15 protein-coding genes are annotated in these 18416 nt (G+C 46.7%); 11 read left to right on the top strand and 4 right to left on the bottom strand.

Features of this window, described 5'->3' with window-relative positions:
* The first annotated feature begins 221 nt into the window (after positions 1-221).
* From ACFQS8_RS03600 to ACFQS8_RS03570, 7 genes are all read left to right on the top strand, one after another.
* Positions 222-1385: an OmpA family protein gene (locus ACFQS8_RS03600; RefSeq protein ID WP_382165796.1), complete on the top strand. Its 1164-nt coding sequence runs from the start codon at positions 222-224 to the stop codon at positions 1383-1385.
* 176 nt (positions 1386-1561) lie between these two features.
* Positions 1562-2770, top strand: coding sequence for a Ppx/GppA phosphatase family protein (locus tag ACFQS8_RS03595; protein WP_382165794.1), 1209 nt, complete (start codon positions 1562-1564; stop codon positions 2768-2770).
* An 80-nt stretch (positions 2771-2850) separates the two neighbouring features.
* The gene (locus ACFQS8_RS03590; RefSeq protein ID WP_382165792.1) at positions 2851-3603 is read left to right on the top strand and encodes an RlmE family RNA methyltransferase; all 753 of its coding nucleotides are present in this window, start codon (positions 2851-2853) and stop codon (positions 3601-3603) included.
* A 131-nt stretch (positions 3604-3734) separates the two neighbouring features.
* Positions 3735-5201, top strand: coding sequence for an IMP dehydrogenase (gene guaB / locus ACFQS8_RS03585; RefSeq protein ID WP_382165789.1), 1467 nt, complete (start codon positions 3735-3737; stop codon positions 5199-5201).
* Between the two features lie 222 nt (positions 5202-5423).
* On the top strand, positions 5424-5993 hold the full coding sequence (locus tag ACFQS8_RS03580) for a hypothetical protein (protein ID WP_382165787.1): 570 nt from the start codon (positions 5424-5426) through the stop codon (positions 5991-5993).
* Positions 5994-6066: 73 nt separating this feature from the next.
* A complete protein-coding gene (locus ACFQS8_RS03575; protein WP_382165784.1) occupies positions 6067-6588 on the top strand; it encodes a hypothetical protein in 522 nt (173 codons plus the stop codon).
* Positions 6581-7888 carry an RsmB/NOP family class I SAM-dependent RNA methyltransferase gene (locus ACFQS8_RS03570; RefSeq protein ID WP_382165781.1) on the top strand — a complete coding sequence of 436 codons (1308 nt, stop codon included), beginning with the start codon at positions 6581-6583 and terminating at the stop codon, positions 7886-7888. Before ACFQS8_RS03575 ends, ACFQS8_RS03570 begins: the two co-directional genes overlap by 8 nt.
* On the opposite strand, the gene ACFQS8_RS03565 is transcribed toward ACFQS8_RS03570, so the two are convergent.
* Complete coding sequence (locus tag ACFQS8_RS03565) at positions 7817-9850, bottom strand: glycoside hydrolase family 5 protein (RefSeq protein WP_382165778.1); 2034 nt, start codon at positions 9848-9850, stop codon at positions 7817-7819. The genes ACFQS8_RS03570 and ACFQS8_RS03565 overlap by 72 nt on opposite strands.
* Positions 9851-10196: 346 nt before the next feature.
* Between ACFQS8_RS03565 and ACFQS8_RS03560 the strand changes: the two genes are divergently transcribed.
* Together ACFQS8_RS03560 and ACFQS8_RS03555 are read left to right on the top strand one after the other, a co-directional pair.
* Positions 10197-10667, top strand: coding sequence for a hypothetical protein (locus tag ACFQS8_RS03560; protein WP_382165776.1), 471 nt, complete (start codon positions 10197-10199; stop codon positions 10665-10667).
* Between the two features lie 15 nt (positions 10668-10682).
* Positions 10683-11651, top strand: a complete 969-nt coding sequence (locus ACFQS8_RS03555; protein WP_382165774.1) for a pyridoxal-phosphate dependent enzyme — start codon at positions 10683-10685, stop codon at positions 11649-11651.
* A 5-nt stretch (positions 11652-11656) separates the two neighbouring features.
* Here ACFQS8_RS03555 and ACFQS8_RS03550 read toward each other — a convergent pair whose 3' ends face one another.
* Positions 11657-12823 (bottom strand): aspartyl/asparaginyl beta-hydroxylase domain-containing protein, encoded by a 1167-nt coding sequence (locus ACFQS8_RS03550; RefSeq protein WP_382165772.1) that lies wholly within the window; start codon positions 12821-12823, stop codon positions 11657-11659.
* A 97-nt stretch (positions 12824-12920) separates the two neighbouring features.
* Here ACFQS8_RS03550 and guaA point away from each other — a divergent pair, with 97 nt between their 5' ends.
* Together guaA and ACFQS8_RS03540 are read left to right on the top strand one after the other, a co-directional pair.
* Positions 12921-14498: a glutamine-hydrolyzing GMP synthase gene (gene guaA / locus ACFQS8_RS03545; RefSeq protein ID WP_382165770.1), complete on the top strand. Its 1578-nt coding sequence runs from the start codon at positions 12921-12923 to the stop codon at positions 14496-14498.
* 91 nt (positions 14499-14589) lie between these two features.
* Positions 14590-15564 carry an NAD-dependent epimerase/dehydratase family protein gene (locus ACFQS8_RS03540; RefSeq protein WP_382165768.1) on the top strand — a complete coding sequence of 325 codons (975 nt, stop codon included), beginning with the start codon at positions 14590-14592 and terminating at the stop codon, positions 15562-15564.
* On the opposite strand, the gene parE is transcribed toward ACFQS8_RS03540, so the two are convergent.
* Both parE and ACFQS8_RS03530 read right to left on the bottom strand, forming a co-directional pair.
* Complete coding sequence (gene parE, locus ACFQS8_RS03535; RefSeq protein WP_382165766.1) at positions 15561-17531, bottom strand: DNA topoisomerase IV subunit B; 1971 nt, start codon at positions 17529-17531, stop codon at positions 15561-15563. The genes ACFQS8_RS03540 and parE overlap by 4 nt on opposite strands.
* Before the next feature lie 144 nt (positions 17532-17675).
* Complete coding sequence (locus ACFQS8_RS03530; RefSeq protein ID WP_382165765.1) at positions 17676-18416, bottom strand: transglycosylase SLT domain-containing protein; 741 nt, start codon at positions 18414-18416, stop codon at positions 17676-17678.

The following is an 18416-nucleotide window of genomic DNA, read 5'->3' as shown; positions in this document are numbered from 1 at the left end:
GACTGGCGAAATGGTGATTGAAAGCAAAAATTGTTGCTCTTAGGTCGCGATTCTCCAAAAAGTGCATTAAGTCATCGTAACAAACAGCTGAAAGTATCGCTTTTATTTTAAAAAGAGTGTATTCGCACTTTCAGGATGCCGGGCGACCGCGTTCTTTGATTCTTGGATATTGCATTGCCTAATGTGATTTCCATACGTACCTCAGCTTATAGGGGATGGGTATGAAAAAGGCACTATTTTGCGCCACTGCGGCCGCGGCATGTTTGTCGGCGCCGACTCTGGCTCACGCACAAGAAGCAGATGGCTGGTATGGCCGTCTAGCTGTTGGAGCAATTGCAGACGGAAACTTTGATCCAGATGCTCCGTCAACAAGCACAACTGGTCAACTCGGCGGTGACGCTGATACTGATACAGACCTAGTTTACTTAGGTGCGCTTGGTTATGAGTTTGCAAACGGTTTCCGTTTGGAAGGTGCTCTTGACCACCGTAACACTGAGCTAAGCCCAGGTAACGACTTTATCGGTACTATTAAAGGAAACGGCCCAGAAGGCGCGGGTTCTTTACGTGGTACAACTTTGATGCTTAACGCAATCAAGGAATTTAACGATGAAGGTGACGTAAGCCCTTACATCGGTATCGGTGCAGGTGTTGCAACTATCGGTGCACGCGTATCTAACCTTTACAACGCTGGTAGCGGTTCAGCTATCAACGGTTTTGACGATGAAGACACTGGCTTTGCTGGTAACGTCATGGCTGGTTTGAAAGCAAAAATCACAGATCGCGTTTCTTTTGATGTTGGGTACAAATTCCTAGCAACAGACGAAATGGAGTTCACTGGTTTCGACGCTGACTATGAAGGTGAGTACCGCGAGCACGCAGTATTGGCTGGTTTGAACTTTATGTTTGGTGCACCTGCTGCTCCTCCGCCACCACCGCCTCCGCCGCCACCACCTCCGCCACCTCCACCACCACCGCCTCCGCCACCACCTCCGCCACCTGCGGAAGTTGTTGACACGGCTCCGGTTATTGATTGTGTGGCTCAGTCTCAAGACTTCGCTGTATACTTCGAATGGGATAGTTCAGTTCTTACTGGTCCAGCTCAAGAAGTTGTAAACAGCGCGACACGTCGTGCACTAGAGAACGGATGTTCTATCTCTGTTGCAGCGATTGACGGTTATACAGATACTTCTGGTAACAAAGCTTACAACGCACGCCTTTCTGCACGTCGTGCAGCAGTTGTTCGTGATGCTTTGATTGCTCGTGGTGTTGATGCTTCTGTTGTAACAACAGACGGTAAAGGTGAAGAAGGCCTAGCTAAAGTAACAGCTGATGGTGTTCGTGAGCCGCTTAACCGCCGTGCACAAATCGTACTTACAGTTCGCTAAACCCTAGCGAAGCAATGTAATTGAAGATGGCCCGAAGGAAACTTCGGGCCATTTTTTATTGTTATACAAAATTTCCTCTTTTTACTGACAATTTTACCGAGAAGAAAACATTCTAAAGCTGTTCATCCTCATGAAACTGGTTATGGTGATTTCAACTTAAAAATTTGGATTGCCCCATGGCACGGAATGCATCTGCCCCCAAAAAGCCTTATAGAGGCTTGGGCGCAAAAGGCAGATCTGGAGCCTATGCCGCTTTGGATCTGGGAACAAATAATTGTCGACTGCTCATTGCAGACCGCGCGGGAGATAGCTTTCGTGTGCTGGATAGCTATTCTCGTATTGTTCGGTTGGGCGAGGGCTTGGCGGGTTCTGGGCGGTTGTCTGACGCTGCTATGGCGCGTGCAATTGAGGCACTCAAGAACTGCAAATCCAAGATTGATAAATATCATAAGTGCCAAGTCCGATGCATTGCGACACAAGCTTGCCGGATAGCGACGAATGGACCTGAATTTCTTCAAGAGGTTAAACGCGCGACTGGCTTAAAGTTAGATACGATTAGCCCAAAGGAAGAAGCGAAGCTCGCGCTTTTAGGGTCGTTAGACTTGGTAGATAATAGCAAAGACTTCACGCTTGTTGTTGATATTGGTGGAGGCTCGACTGAACTGAGCTGGGTGGATGCAAAAGCAGCGAACCGGCGCGGTGTATCAGGTAGCGCAGCTCGTCCGCCCATTTTGGGATGGGCATCTTTTCCTGTCGGTGTTGTGACTTTATCAGAAACCTTCCCTGAAGGTGCGTCCGGCGGAGACCCGCTTTGGTATGATAAGCTGGTCGCTTATGTCGTTGAGATGTTGAGAAAAAATGACGCAGCTGGGCGATTTGGGCCGTTATTTGAGGCGGGGCGTGGACAATTGCTTGGTACGTCTGGGACAGTTACTAGCCTTGCAGCAGTTCATTTAGGACTCTCAAAATACACACGTGCGGCTGTTGATGGGGTCTGGGTAAGCCAAGAGGGGATGGATGCCGCTAGAGATAAATTGCGGTATGCCACTCCTGAAAAGCGGGCACTAGAGCCTTGCATCGGTCCTGATCGTGCGGAACTTGTGCTCGCGGGTTGCGCTATCCTAGACGCGGTTTGGCAGGTTTGGCCTTCAGAACGCTTGAGAGCTGCTGATAGAGGTTTACGAGAAGGGGTGTTGCTTTCTTTGATACATGGTCCAAAGCCAGCGCAAAAAAAGAAAAGATCCCGCAATAATAAATCAAAAACAGACGGTGCAGAGAAAGCTGGCCCGAAGGGCAAAAGAAAGCCTAAAGACAAAGTAGTTGAAGGTGTTGTAGCTGACAAAGACCACAAACCTTCATCTGACAAACAGGCAAAAAGCAAGTAAGTTGTTTGAAGACGTGATATTACTTATTGCAGGCAATGTGCACTGATTAAAAACTACGAACCAAGATTGATGATACGACGATGAATGACGACACGCCCAAAGATTCAAAGCCAGCAGATGGAAAGCGTCGCTGGAAGGGGCCAAGTGTGGCAGATGCTGAGCTTGCGCGTGAGAAAAACCTTTTGGGAACGAAAAAGAAGATTAAAAAGGGTGGGATCACGAAAAAATCTTCTCGTGCATGGGTAGAGCGTCAACTGAATGACCCATATGTACGTCGCGCACAAGAGGCCGGCTGGCGCGCGCGTGCAGCCTATAAAATTCTTCAGATTGATGAAAAGTTTGGACTTTTAAAAAATACTCAGCGCGTTGTTGATCTGGGGTGTGCGCCCGGCAGTTGGACGCAAGTTCTGATGAAGCGCGGTGCTCACCAAGTTGTTGGTATTGATTTGCTTCCTGTAGAGCACATTGATGGGGCTCACCTTATCGAGGGTGATGTGAATGACCCTGAAGCTATCGAAGAAATGATGTCAGTACTAAAAGCCAAGCCAACGCTTGTATTGTCGGATATGGCAGCCGCGACAACCGGCCATAAACAGACAGACCATTGGAGAACAGTTCAGCTTGCTGAAATGGCAGCTCAATTCGCCGTGGATAATTTAGAGGTTGGTGGTAATTTTTGTACGAAGGTTTTTCAGGGCGGCGCACAAGGTGGTTTGAAGAAACTTTTGGATGAGAATTTTGCTCAGGTTAAATATTGGAAGCCACCTGCAAGTCGATCGGGAAGCCCTGAGATGTTTGCGATAGCGCTAGGCTTTAAGAAGAAGAAATTATAGTTTCTTGCGGCTTGGTTTGGTAATCCGGACTACTTTTTCGAATTAAAATCGAAGAATTTGCTTCTACGGCGAATTGGGGGGTTCACATATTCGCTTGAACCAACTATTAGGCCAAAAAGGGAGCTTCATCCATGAAAATTCGCCAGGCCATAACGTTCGATGATGTTTTACTAGAGCCAGGTCCGTCGCAAGTCTTGCCTGCTCAAGTCGGTATCAAGGCACAACTTACCCGCAATATTCAGCTAAATGCGCCAGTGCTTTCGGCAGCAATGGATACGGTCACGGAATCACCCCTTGCGATAGCAATGGCGCAGGCTGGTGGTATCGGTATTCTGCACAAGAATATGACGATTGAAAAACAAGCTCAGCAAGTTACGCGCGTAAAGAAATTTGAAAGTGGTGTAGTTGCAGACCCTGTAACCCTATCGCCAGATGCGACGCTGGAAGATGTAAAGCGGATCAAGGACGAGTATGGCTTTTCAGGTATACCCGTTGTCGAAAAAGGTAAGAGCGGCAAGGTTGTAGGCATAATCACGCACAGAGATGTGCGCTTTTATGACGATCTGACAATGCCTGTATCTGAACTTATGACAACTGAATTGGTTACTGTTCGTGAAGGTGTCTCGCAGGAAGAAGCGCGTCGGTTGCTCCACCAACACAGAATTGAGCGATTGATCGTTGTCGATGATAAAGAACGATGCGTTGGTCTTTTAACTGTAAAAGACATGGAAAAAGCAGCTTCTAACCCAAATGCTGCTAAGGACACACATGGTCGATTGCTGGTTGGAGCGGCCACAGGGGTCGGGGCAGATGGAATTGCGCGAGCGGAGGCTTTGATCGCTGCTGGTGTGGATGTGATTGTTGTTGACACGGCGCATGGGCATTCAGCTGGTGTAATAAAGGCTGTTGAAGTCGTTAAGAAAATGGCTGGCAACACGCAGGTTATTGCTGGAAATATCGCGACATATGATGCTGCGAAAGCACTCATTGATGCAGGTGCTGACGCTGTGAAGGTGGGGATCGGGCCGGGTTCTATCTGTACGACTCGTATCGTCGCAGGGGTTGGTGTGCCGCAGCTTACTGCCATCGCAGATGCTGCTAAGGCGGCGCGTGATCAAGGTGTGCCCGTCATTGCAGATGGCGGAATTAAATTCTCGGGTGATTTTGCAAAAGCGCTTGCTGCTGGTGCTAACACTGCGATGTTAGGTTCTATGCTTGCGGGTACGGATGAAGCTCCGGGTGAGGTTTTCTTATTCCAAGGACGTTCATACAAATCCTACCGTGGTATGGGTTCGATTGGCGCTATGGGGCGCGGATCAGCTGATCGGTATTTCCAAGGTGAAGTCAAAGACAATTTGAAACTTGTTCCAGAAGGTATTGAGGGACAAGTGCCGTATAAAGGGCCAGTTTCAGCTATACTTCACCAAGTATTAGGTGGTTTAAGGGCGGCGATGGGGTATGTCGGGGCTGCTGATATTCAAGAGTTGCACGAAAAGGCGCGCTTCATTCAAATTACGGGTGCAGGACTTCGAGAAAGCCATGTGCATGATGTGACAATGACTCGCGAATCTCCAAACTATTCTTTTCCTAGTGATTGATCGCAAATAACTATAGGCAACTAGGCTTAGAACTGAAAATTGTGAGGCGGAGCAGTGGCGAAACATTGCTCCGTTTTTTATTGGGCATTTTAAGGTCAGAAATGATGTGGCTTTAAGCATGTATCTTGTTTTTGAGCGATGTATCGCGCCATTTATCGCAATTCCTCTTCCTCCAGTGCAGATTGAAACAAAAGACTGGTGATGAATGAGTAGGGGTTTGGAATGGCGCTTCACATTATATGTGCAGAGGCTGACAAAGGTGTTGCGGCATCTTTGGCAGGGTATTTAAAAACACAAAATATTAAGCCTGTTATTGAGCGCTTCAAACGCGGGAAATTTGCGGATGTAGGCCATAAAAAAGTTATATTGTGGTCACGTCATAGCACAAAGTCGGGCGCAAAATTCGTTACTAACCTAGATGATTGTATCTATGTGCGTTTGGATAAAACGCCTTTGCCACAGAGTGTTGCAGACCGGCTGATCGTTGAGGCTGAGTTGATTGGACATCGTGCTGGGCGAGCTTGGCGTGATGTGGCGAGAAGCGTGAAATATGGAAGAAAGCTGAGTGTTGATGGGCCTGAACTGGCAAAAGTAGTCAAAGCGGTTGGTGAGGGTGAAATATGCGCCTCCCCAACAGCTTCCATAACGAATGTTTCGGATGATCAGTCACTTGTGACCGGCACCAAGGTATTCTTTTTGCCAATTCTGATTTTAGTGTTGCTTATTGCCGGACTAGGATTGGGTGTGTGTTTGTTACATCCTGAAAGTCCATATACGCTTTTGAAGACGTAGACGTCTGGGGCTGCTTTATTTTAGTGTTGGAATAGACTTGCAGGCCAAGAGCCTAGCGGGCAATGTCCCGCGCATGAGTGATGCGATTATTGAGATTGAAGTTGATGATGTGTTTCGCAAATTTGGCGAAGCAAGTTTCCGTGCGCAAGCTTTTGAGCAAACGCTGGAGAATACCGTTTGGGCGATGGTGAAATCTGAAGGTTTGGCGTCACGGGCAGCACGTGATGAGTTAGAAGGTCAAACCTTGGGTGCTATCTATCGCCGTGTCGAGCGGATATTCGTCGAGCAAGATCCTGTGTGGGCCAATAATGTCAAAGCCTTCATTCAATACCGCAACTACCTCACGCATACTTTCTTTATCGATACTGCTGAAATCCATTCAAATGAGGAAATTCGGCGAAATGCATTGCTTTATCTGGATGAATTTGAGAAAGCATGCGCAACAGCTTCTTTCCACTTGTATCTGCTTACAGATGCCCTAGGGGTTTTGCATGCGGGTCGGTTCTCTGGAAGCATCGAGGCCCGCCTTGCTGAATCTAAAGGTGTAACGGCCGATACAATAATAATATTTAAAAGGTTTAAACCGAATGCGTGACGGCGGTAAAATAGACGCGGCTATTAGTGTTTTGACAGACGTTCTAACACGACACCAACCAGTAAAGTCGGCAGCTAAAGACTGGGGTAAGCGTGCGAGATATGCTGGGTCGAAAGATCGCGCTTGGGTCTCGGGGTTGGTGCTTGATGCATTGCGCAACAAACTTTCTCTTGCGCATGCAATGGGATCTGATGAACCGCGTGCGCTTGTATTGGGGGCGCTTACGCATTCTTGGAAGTGGGATATTGGTCGCGTTGACGAAGCATTCGACCAAGAGCATGCACCATCCGCTTTGACCCTTGATGAACGTGAGCGCCTTGTTATGGCTCCCGATCCAGTTGCACCAGCTTATGTGCGAGGGGATTATCCAGAGTGGATGTCACCGATGATGGAGCGCGCTTTTGGTGAAGAGGCGGTTGTAGAAGCGCAAGCAATGGCTGTTCGCGCACCCGTTGATTTGCGTATCAACACATTGAAAGCTGACGTAGAGAAGGCTGAAAAAGCGCTTCGCTCAGTGCATGCAGAGCCAATACCTTTGCTGAAAAATGGCTATCGCATACCTGCACCTGATCCGTCAGTTCGCGCAAATTCGGTCGAGAGCATACCCGCTTATTCAAAAGGGTGGGTTGAAGTGCAAGATGCTGGAAGTCAGTTAGCGGCAGCTGGCGCCAATGCTCAACCAGGTGAACAAGTTTTAGACTATTGTGCTGGTGGAGGCGGTAAGTCACTTGCTTTAGCATCTACGATGCAAAACAAAGGGCAGATATACGCTTATGACATCGAGGGCCGCCGCCTATCGGCAATGATACCAAGATTACAACGAAACGGTGTGCGCAATGTGCAGCTGCGTCACCCACAAGAAGATGTGGGCCTGAATGATCTAGAGCACAATATGGATCTTGTGATTATTGATGCTCCGTGTACCGGGGTTGGTACATGGCGACGACGTCCAGATTCAAAATGGCGTGTTTCCGATCGCGCCCTACAATTGCGACGTGGGCAGCAAATGGAAATTCTTCATAAAGCATGTAGTTTTGTCAAACCGGGTGGGCGATTGCTTTACATTACATGTTCGTTCTTGATGGAAGAAAATGAAGACCAAGTTTCGGCTTTCCTTGCAGACCGCAGTGATTTTTCACAAGAGGATGTAGTCGCGAGTGCTATTCGTTCTGGGCAACTTACTGAAGAGGGCGAACGTGTGCTTGAAGCATGTCGCCGACCAAGTGGTTCAGTTCGCTTGACGCCGCGTACTGCCGGAACGGACGGATTCTTCATGGCGCTTATGCGCCGCGAGAGCTGATCTTATACTGTATAAAGCTTCGTCAAAATCGTCAGCTGATATTTTAGTTGAGTCAAAGTAACGGCTGACGGTTTTAGGCGTGGTGTTGAAAGTTGGTGGATTGGTCTCAATCGAGCTGTTCGCTTGAATGATTTGGGTTGTTGCCGTGGCAGGTAGTGGGCCTTTAAGTGCTTCTAATATATCTGGAAGCCATTTATCTCTATTATTGTCATACGCATTAAACGCCGCTGCAAAATCCCAATTACACCATGATATTTGAGCGTCCTCAGCTTCTTGACGGATAAACTCGGTCCAAATTTTGCGTTGATTAATAGGAACACCACCAAAAACACCAAACTCGCCCATGAATACGGGGATGTTGTGTTTTTGACCGTATGCAGCGGCAGCAGCTATGTCATCACGAACCTTTGCTTTTTGTTCTTCCTCACCAAATGTGAGTGGGCCAGCTGGGCAATGGGCTGTTGATTCAGCAGCAAAAGCCGCAAGTTGGTGCGTGAAGCAGTAAGGTTCGTAATAATGAAACGAGGCCATGATTTTGTCATCAATGGGCGGCGTTCCTGCAAGCATTCCATCTAGGCCGCCATATAGTCCGGTTGCTAGAATTATCCTGCGATCTGGGTTTTTTTGACGAATGGTTTTAACAAGGTCCGCGTTGAGTGCATCAAGAATTTTTGGTGTGGCCTGACCGCTGCCTTCATTAAAAATTTCAAATACAAGTTTTTCTGAATGATTAGCATAACGTTCTGAGATTTGTTTCCATATCTCTTTCAAGCGCTCTGTATGATCTGCTGGAGATTCATTAAATTCAGTATAGTGGTGCACATCAATTATGACCGTTAGTCCCTGCGCGATGGCTGTATCTATAACGTGATCTGTACGCTCAAAAAATGTTGCGTCGATAGTGTAGGGATAATTTTTTCCTGCGTGGGCAGACCACTTGATGGGAACACGAATGGCATCAAATTGGGCGTCAGCGATTACTTTTAGATGCTTGTCCTCAATGGTGTATCCCCAATCGCCTTCATTCTCTGCTTCTAAAGCGTTCCCCATATTGATACAACTCGCTAATGTGGCGGTATCTTGAGGAGCTTTTGCTTGAACTACACAAGCATTGTTTCGGCCGTCATTGTCTGTATCTTGAGAGCTTAAGCCGGCAGGGTGATAATGGTCCGGTGCGCAAAGGGGTAGGTTTTGATCACCGTCAAACCCCCAATTGTGAATTGTAGCTGAAGCTTGAACGCGGCATACATTCAATCCGTTGCGTCCATCGGTATCCTGTAGTCCCCATCCATCGGATTCGTAGTATTCTGGCGAACAGTACGGCTTTCCTGAACTTTCGTGGATGCCATAATCGTGCACAGGCGCAGAGGCTATGATTCGGCAGGAATTTGGGCCGTCAAAATTGTCAGTATCTTCCCAACCCCATCCGTCAGCTTCATATGTTTCCGGATTGCAGTTGGGCGCAAGGTGGTCTGCGTTTATGCCCCATTTGTGTGTAGGTGGAAGTTCAATTTTAGTTGTAATGCAATCATTGGGGCCATCAATTCCATCTGTATCTTCTGAAGCCCAATTGGTGCCGTTTAAATCAAGTGTTTGTGGGCTACAGTAGGGCTTAGCTGTCGTTTCGTTGATACCCCAAAAATGAGGGAAGGTTGCTGTTTTAGGCGTAGATACCACACAGGCATTGAGGATGCCGTCTTTGTTTGTATCTTCTATACCCCAGCCATCACCGTTTTCATCTACTATAGCTGAGGAGCATATGGGGTCTCCTTCGGGCGTGTAGCCATAGCGGTCTTGTATGCGACATGTCTCTGGTGTTCCGTCGCCATTAACATCCTGCTGGGCCCATGCTTGATTTGGTTCTGCAAGAAGTGTCGGGGAGCAGAGCGGGAAATTATCCTGACTGATTCCGTAAAAAGGGGACACCAACTTACTTGATTTTGGAGCTGATGAAGCCTGCATGCTGAGTGTGATTGCAACTCCAACAACGCATAGGGACTTTGTATAAAAAGAACGTGATTTTATGGCGTGTATTGGCAGGTTTGGAATGTGTGTCAGCATAGCAATTCAAATAAAGAGATATAAGAAGGTTAATATTATTAACCAATAACATAACTTTGCGATATGTCGCCTTAATCTTGGGTAAGCTCTGAAGGCAGAATCATAAGCTGCGGGGTGGTTGAAGCAAAAATAGATAATGATGCGTAGCTATCTATTGTTTTTTGTATGTTTGTGAATAATTGTCATTGATAGAATTGCGTGTGTGTTGGTGAGTTATCATTATAGCGGCACTAGGAGATATAAGCTCTTGTTTTCAGATATTCCTCCCAATAATGCGCCATTGCCTGATACGATTAAGCTAAGAAATGGTTGGATATTTAGTCTAATTATGACCGGACTAAATGTGTTTTTCGTTCTCGTTTCCATAGGCTTTATTATTGCTGGAAAAGGGGTGCTAGCCTTTTTCGCTATATTCGTTTTCTTGCCCGGGATTTGGTTTGGGGTTGAGCATATTCGAACAGGTGGATCATATGTTTTGTTAGAGCCCCATCAGTTTACACGTGGTGTATATGGCGCTGTGAAAACGTGGAAATGGTCTGATGTATCTTCTTTTCGTGTCGATACGCAAAAGGGGCAACAAGGTGTGTGGTGCCGTCAGGATGATGGAGATACCGGGGATGACATTTTAATCGAAACGGGATCGAGGGACCCTGAGGAGGTGGCCGAACTATTAAATAGATTCCGCCAGCGTGCTATTGGAGAGCGGTTCACATTATAATTAAAGGAGCGTGCTTTGTCCGCCGAGAATAGTAAAGTGGGTCTCCCCATTTCACCCGATGATATTTACAAGGCGGCTAAACGTATAGGGCCGTATGTGCACCGGACACCCGTGCTAACATCTGCCAGACTTAATGAGATATTCGGAGCGGAACTGTTTTTTAAGTGTGAGAACTTTCAGCACATTGGAGCTTTTAAAGCGCGGGGAGCTCATAACGCAGTATTTGCGCTAAATGATGCAGATGCATCGAAAGGCGTTGTTGCGCATTCTTCAGGAAATCATGCTGCTGCATTGTGTTTAGCGGCGGTAAACCGCGGTATTTCAGCGAAAATTGTTATGCCGCATAATTCAGCGCGTGTGAAAATAGATGCTGTTAAACGTTTAGGCGGTGAGATCAACTTTTGCGAGCCGAGCATATCAGCACGGGAAGCAGGCGTTGAAGACATTATGGCGCGAACAGGTGCTGCTTTAGTGCACCCTTACAACGATGCTCACGTGATTGCTGGACAGGGAACAACGGCCTTAGAGTTTCTTGAAGAATGTCCTGATTTGGATGCTTTGCTCGCGCCAATTGGCGGCGGCGGTTTGTTATCTGGATGTGCAATCATCGCTAAGGCGCTTAAGGAAAATATCTTTGTGTGCGGTGTTGAACCTCTCCATGCAAATGATGCTTTTCGCTCTTGGAAAAGCGGAACAATGCAAACGAATACCAACGCTGAAACAATTGCTGATGGTTTGCGTGGACAATTGGGAGACATGGCCTTGGACATTTTCCTTGAGAAAATAGATCATGTCATTGAAGTGTCTGAGGAAGATATTGTCCAAGCCATGCGGCTGGTTTGGTCTGAATTAAAGATAGTTATTGAACCCAGTAGCGCCGTTCCCGTTGCAAGTTTGCTTAAACAACGCGCGTGCATATCAGGTGATAAAATTGGTATTGTTGTGAGTGGTGGAAATGTCGATTTGGATGCTTTGCCTTGGTAAGGCTATTATACTTCATCGTGTCTTGAAATTGCGGTGAACGTTTGGGTGATCAGATCTCGTTCAGCGGATGTAAGTTCGGGGCGCCAGATTTCAAAGAGCAAGACAACTCTTGTCTCAGAGCCCTTATTCCATGCTTCATGCTCAATACTATCATCAAAAATTAGGAGCTCTCCTACTCGCCACTGCAATTCATGATTACCTACTCTAAACCCGCAACCATCAGGAACGATCAAGGGAAGGTGGCAAATTAATCTGGTATTGATCATGCCATGATGCGGCGGAATGTGAGTGCCAGGTTTTAAGACAGAGAACAAGGCTGAAGGAGTTTGCTTAGGCAAGAAATCCATTGGTATCTTTGAAAGTGCTTCTACCGTGACAGGACATTGAGCTGCCATTTCTTCCTGTAGCTCACCATTCTTCCATAGATAGCATGCACTCCAGTCAGGATTATTGACGAGAGTGTTATCTCTCAGAACAATATCGGACTCCTTCGCTTGTACGTATGGGCTTAGGTTTTGTTGATTTTGAAGAATTGCAAGCAATTCATTTCGTATTGCATCCGTTTTAGATTCAATGTCGGCTACCCAGTCAAATTCATCCCTCTTGAATACCGCTCTTTGTGGCAATTCAGGGAAGTGATAACGTGTCGGCTGTTGGAAGTAAGGTTTTGAACGTCCCAGTAAAATGTCGATAGAATTGGCAAAGCGAGGAGATGTTTTTTGGATCGCGTCCGTGGATGGCAAGTGAGAAGTGAGGGCGTTTTCATAGAGTTTGTTCTGTTTTTCAATAAGCTCAAATGCCTTCATAAATGATGGTCTAATGTCTGCCGGAACCTGCTCTGGAGGCGGAGCTACTTTTAGCGCTCCTTTATAGAATGTTATAGCGTCCCTCAGTTTGCCGGCTGCTTGAAGAGCTTCTCCTTTCGCTAGCAATGCGCGCATATGCTGGGGTGCCTGTTTCAATGCTGTGTCATACGCTTTTATGGCGTTGTCTGAATCATTTAGTCTGAAGCAGGCCTGTCCAAGTGCGACCCATACGTCAGGGTGGGTGAATCCCTTCTGGATAGATATCTCTAAATTGCGCCGCGCGGATTGGACGTCTCCTGAACGTAATTGGCTTAGGCCTAATTGAGCAAATTCTTGACTTGATTGCGGAGGACGAGACTGATGCATCGAGATTCTCTCAAAAAATCACAAAAAATCAATAAAGCGCAAAATCTATAAGTTGAATAGGCTGGGCAAACGCCCAAAGTCGCGCTATGGGCTTGCCATGACAGATATGCACGATTCCCATCACGAAAAAGCGCTCATCATCGACTTTGGTAGTCAGGTGACGCAACTTATCGCTCGTCGTCTTCGCGAAAGCGGCGTTTATTGTGAAATTCATCCTTACAACAAGGCAGATGCAGGCTTCATAAAAGCCTATGGGCCTAAAGCGATTATACTTTCTGGAAGCCCGTCAAGTGTGCCGAAAGCTGGTAGTCCGCGAGCTGACGCTTTTGTGTTTGAAGCAGGTGTTCCTGTGTTGGGAATTTGCTATGGCCAGCAAATAATGATGGAGCAGCTCGGTGGTAAGGTTGAGAGTGGACATCATGCAGAATTTGGTCGCGCGCACATATCGCTAAAAGCACAGTCGCGATTATTCAAGGATATGTTTGGTCCTGAAGATAATCAAACTGAAGAAGTCTGGATGTCACATGGTGATCGCGTCACCAAAATGGCCGATGGATTTGAGATTATTGCCGTTTCGGAAAATGCACCGCTTGCAGTTGTGGCAGATGAGACTCGTAATTTTTACGGCACGCAATTTCATCCCGAGGTAGTTCATACGCCACGTGGTGCGCAGATGTTGAAGAACTTTGTGCATGACATCGCTGGAATGACAGGCGATTGGACGATGGCAGCGTTTCGCGAGGAAGCCGTAAAAGCAATTCGTGAACAAGTTGGTGATGGTAAAGTTATATGTGGTCTTTCTGGAGGAGTTGATTCATCCGTAGCAGCAGTGTTGCTTCATGAGGCCATTGGTGAACAACTTACATGTGTATTTGTAGATACCGGCTTGATGCGCCACGGCGAAGCTGATGAAGTGGTCACACTGTTTAAGGATCACTATAATATTCCACTCGTGCACGTTGATGCCGGCGATATATTCTTCAAGGGGTTGGATGGGGTGTCCGATCCAGAGAAGAAACGTAAATTTATTGGTGGAGCGTTTATTGATATCTTCGAAGCAGAAGCTAAGAAGGTTGGAGGCGCAGATTTCCTTGCACAAGGGACGCTCTATCCTGATGTGATTGAGAGTGTATCTTTTGATGGAAGCAACGCAGTAACTATCAAATCTCATCACAATGTTGGTGGTTTGCCAGCGCGGATGAAGATGAAGCTTGTAGAGCCTCTGCGTGAATTATTCAAAGATGAAGTACGTGAGCTTGGTCGTGAACTTGGATTGCCCGAAGCTTTTGTAGGTCGCCATCCATTTCCCGGGCCAGGGCTTGCGATTCGCATACCTGGAGAGGTGACGCGTGAACGTGTGAAAGTGCTTCAGTTAGCGGATGCGATCTATCTTGATGAAATTCGTAAAGCAGGCCTTTATGATAAAATCTGGCAGGCTTTCGCTGTTTTGTTACCAGTGCAAACCGTAGGTGTGATGGGTGACGAGCGTACCTATGATAATGTGCTCGCGCTTAGGGCTGTGAATTCGACCGATGGGATGACTGCGGACTATTATCCCTATGATCACAGCTTCCTTGGACGTTGTGCGACACGTATTATAAATGAAGTGCGCGGCGTAAATCGCGTCGTTTATGATATTACATCTAAACCACCAGGCACGATTGAGTGGGAATAGTCTGAGTGAGTTTGCCCTTTTCTGTGCATTGGGTACTTTGTAAGAAAAGTCTATTCCTGAAAAGCGAAGCTGCAAGGATGAGAAAAGTAATATGAGCATTCTTGTAACGGGCGCGGCAGGCTTTATCGGATTTCATACCTGTAAAGCACTTCTGGAACGTGGTGAAACTGTTGTCGGCGTGGACAATCTCAATGATTATTATGATAGATATCTAAAAAAAGCGCGTATTGAACAGCTTACCAATGTCTCAGGTTTTGCGTTTAAAAATGTAGACGTTTCTAATTATGCAGATATCGAGTCCACAGTGGTGGGAGGCGGTGTTCACGCAATACTCCATCTCGCAGCCCAAGCTGGCGTTCGATACTCGATTGATAATCCCAAGGTTTATGCGGACTCCAATTTAAGTGGTTTCTTCAATATTCTCGAATTAGCGCGTCATCATGACATAGAGAATGTTGTCTATGCATCTTCATCTTCCGTATATGGAGGGAATACAAAACTACCTTTCTCGGAAACCGATGTTACTGATACTCCGGTATCTTTTTATGGTGCTACAAAAAAATCGAATGAATTGATGGCGCATTCTTATGCACATCTATATGGGGTATCCCTAACGGGTCTACGTTTCTTTACCGTATATGGTGAATGGGGACGTCCCGATATGGCGTATTGGATATTTTCTGAAAAGTTGCTGCAAAACCAGACAGTGCAGATATTTAACAATGGCGAAATGAGCCGTGATTTCACATATATCGGCGATATAGTTGATGGAATTATTGCAGCAATTGATAAGCCGGCACGTCAACTTGGGTTTAAGGTACCGCATCGAATATACAATTTAGGTAACGATCAGCCTGAAAAGTTGATGGACCTTGTAATATCCATTGAAAAAGCATTTGGCAAAAAGCTGCTAAAAGATTTTCAACCGATGCAGTTGGGTGATGTTGAACGAACTTGGGCTGATATATCGCGAGCGAAGTCTGAACTTGGATACAACCCCAAGACTTCTCTTGAGGAGGGGATAGTTAATTTCGCCACCTGGTTTAAAGATTGGAAGAAGAGCTAGATATCTAGCTCTTCAACAAAGCTGGCATTATCTTGAATGAATTTGAAGCGGTGCTCTGCTTTTTTACCCATAAGTGTTTCAACAAGCTCTCCCGGGCTTTCTAACCCGTCGGGTAGTGCTATTCTCGCCATTGTACGCTTTTCTGGGTCCATAGTCGTCTCTTTAAGTTGTGCTGGCATCATTTCACCAAGACCTTTAAAGCGAGATACTTCTACGTTTTTGCCTTTAAACACTGTACGCATGAGTTCGTCTTTGTGCTCATCATCCCTTGCGTAAGCTGATTTATTGCCGGCCGCGAGTTTGTAGAGCGGTGGCATCGCCATATATAGGCGGCCAGAGGTAATCAATTCTGGCATTTGCTTGTAGAAAAAGGTGATTAAGAGAGCGGCGATGTGCGCTCCATCGACATCCGCGTCGGTCATAATTACAACGCGCTGATATCGAAGGTCGTCAAGAACGAACTTTCTACCGATACCCGTACCAAGTGCAGTGGATAGGTCGTTGAGTTCCACATTAGCGCGGAGTTTATCGGCACCTGCGGAAGCGACATTCAGAATTTTACCACGCAACGGCAATATTGCTTGCGTTTTTCGGTTACGCGCTTGCTTAGCTGATCCGCCCGCCGAATCACCCTCAACGATAAAGATTTCAGTATCTTCTTTTGAATTGCTGGAACAATCGGCTAATTTCCCAGGGAGACGGAGTTTGCGTGTAGCGGATTGACGAGAAACTTCTTTCTCTTTCCTGCGGCGCATTCTTAGGTCGGATTGCTCAATGGCCCATTCTAATAGTTTTGTGGCCTCTTTAGGTGATGTTGTAAGCCAATGGTCAAAGCGGTCCCGCAAAGCGCTTTCGGCGACACGCATACCCTCTGCTGAGGAAAGTTTGTCTTTGGTCTGACCAACAAATTCAGGTTCGCGGATGAAGACAGAAAGAAGCGCTCCAGCAGAGCTTAGTATATCTTCAGCGGTAATTTGTGCGGCCTTTTTTACGCCAGTTAATTCACCATAAGCGCGCAAACCTTTGGTGATAGCTGCGCGCATACCTGCTTCGTGGGTTCCACCATCTCTAGTCGGGATGGTGTTACAGTAGGAGCGTGTAATACCGTCTTCTTCGCCGAAACCATTTGCGGACCAGCAGATAGCCCATTCACAAGCAGCTCCGTTATCTGATTCTACACGGCCCGAGAAAATATCTGCGGTGACCATGATTTTACCCTCAGCCATTTCCTTCAGCATGTCTGCTAGACCGTTGGGGTAATGAAGTACTGCTTCGGCTGGTGTTTTATCGTTTTCGCTTAATAATTCTGGGTCGCACTTCCAGTGTATTTGAGCACCTTGGTGAAGGTAGGCTTTGGCTTTGGCCATTTGATATAGGCGCGCAGGTTTGAATTTCAGCTTTGTTCCGAATATTTCGAAATCTGGCTTGAAACTAACAACTGTACCGCGGCGATTGGGTGCATTTCCAACCTGTTCAATCGGGGCCATGGAGTGACCACGCTCAAACGCTTGAAAATATAGCTTTTTGTCCCGCGCGACTTCAACTTCAAGACGTTCAGAAAGTGCGTTTACAACAGAAATACCAACCCCGTGTAGACCACCTGCTGTTTGGTAGGCTTTATTGGAGAACTTGCCTCCTGAGTGGAGGGTGGTCATGATGACCTCAAGGGCTGATTTACCTGGAAACTTAGGGTGTGGGTCCACGGGAATACCGCGTCCATCATCACGTACACTAATATAACCATCCGCGCGAAGGTGTACATCGATACGTGAAGCGTGTCCTGCGACGGCTTCATCCATAGAGTTATCGAGAATTTCTGCAAACAGGTGGTGGTATGCACGCTCGTCTGTTCCGCCAATATACATGCCGGGACGTTTACGAACAGGTTCTAGACCTTCGAGGACTTCAATATCCTTTGCTGAATAGGCGTTGGATTCTTCGCTAAGTGCTTGTCCTTTGGCGGCCATTATTTGTCCTGTCTAGTCTGTTTCGTCGCAGCGGTTTTTGCTTATCTTGATTCGTAAACATGGCCGCATTTGATGAAATCGAAAAGTGGTTAACGCAAATTAGTGGTGTATAATCGGTTTTTTTGAATATGAATGATGGCAGGTCTAGAAGAACCAGCGTTTTTTTAACTTTTTCTTGCAGCCTTGAACTTGGTTTTCGTATTTTGTGGCGTCGTTATGCACCCTGTTGGCGACTTCAATCAGCCATTTTTTTGATTTGTAAGAACCACGCAAATAGCCACCTGCTCCTTCATGGTAGGCTAAATAATGGCCCCTATAATTATATTGACTGATTCCTGTGCGTTTGCCGGTGTTGCTTACATACCAACCGATAAAATCGGTTGCGTCATCAAAGTCATCACGGTCGGCACCTCTATTTCCTGTGCTTTGTTGATATTCGTTCCATGTTCCATCAAGAGCTTGAGCGTAGCCATAGGCGGATGAGGGGCGCTTGCCTGCTAAAATTCCAAGTAGACGACGTTTGCCGCGTGCTGGTTTAGCATTGTGATCAAATGAACTTTCTTGCTTTATGATTGCAAGTTGAAGCCCTATGGGTGCCCCCCATTTTTTAGAGCTGGAGCGTAGGGCGCGGTACCATGCCTTGTTTTCACCAAGAAATTTGCATGCATTATCTGTTTGAGCTGGGGCGCGGGTTGCGCAAGCGCTCATAAACATAGCCGCACAGATTGCTATGGTTGGGGCCAGTCGTTTCATAGGTGTCATCTTCTTGGTTAATTGGAGGACATTATGCATAGTATCAATCTTACAAGAAGGTGCATTTTTCAAGGCGAAGACAAAAAACAAAAAAACGCCGAAGCGATAAGCTTCGGCGTTTAAGATATTCAA

It is taken from the genome of Hirschia litorea, assembly GCF_042665075.1.
Lineage (GTDB): Bacteria > Pseudomonadota > Alphaproteobacteria > Caulobacterales > Hyphomonadaceae > Hirschia > Hirschia litorea.
Note: the sequence above shows the minus strand (reverse complement) of the source record. Positions and strands in the feature narration are given on the sequence as shown.

Coding starts and splice junctions, on each gene's coding strand:
- ACFQS8_RS03595 (WP_382165794.1), top strand. CDS start 1,562: ATGGCACGGAATGCATCTGCCCCCAAAAAGCCTTATAGAGGCTTGGGC.
- guaA (WP_382165770.1), top strand. CDS start 12,921: ATGACAGATATGCACGATTCCCATCACGAAAAAGCGCTCATCATCGAC.
- ACFQS8_RS03550 (WP_382165772.1), bottom strand. CDS start 12,823: ATGCATCAGTCTCGTCCTCCGCAATCAAGTCAAGAATTTGCTCAATTA.
- ACFQS8_RS03590 (WP_382165792.1), top strand. CDS start 2,851: ATGAATGACGACACGCCCAAAGATTCAAAGCCAGCAGATGGAAAGCGT.
- ACFQS8_RS03570 (WP_382165781.1), top strand. CDS start 6,581: ATGCGTGACGGCGGTAAAATAGACGCGGCTATTAGTGTTTTGACAGAC.
- parE (WP_382165766.1), bottom strand. CDS start 17,531: ATGGCCGCCAAAGGACAAGCACTTAGCGAAGAATCCAACGCCTATTCA.
- ACFQS8_RS03540 (WP_382165768.1), top strand. CDS start 14,590: ATGAGCATTCTTGTAACGGGCGCGGCAGGCTTTATCGGATTTCATACC.
- guaB (WP_382165789.1), top strand. CDS start 3,735: ATGAAAATTCGCCAGGCCATAACGTTCGATGATGTTTTACTAGAGCCA.
- ACFQS8_RS03600 (WP_382165796.1), top strand. CDS start 222: ATGAAAAAGGCACTATTTTGCGCCACTGCGGCCGCGGCATGTTTGTCG.
- ACFQS8_RS03575 (WP_382165784.1), top strand. CDS start 6,067: ATGAGTGATGCGATTATTGAGATTGAAGTTGATGATGTGTTTCGCAAA.
- ACFQS8_RS03580 (WP_382165787.1), top strand. CDS start 5,424: ATGGCGCTTCACATTATATGTGCAGAGGCTGACAAAGGTGTTGCGGCA.
- ACFQS8_RS03565 (WP_382165778.1), bottom strand. CDS start 9,850: ATGCAGGCTTCATCAGCTCCAAAATCAAGTAAGTTGGTGTCCCCTTTT.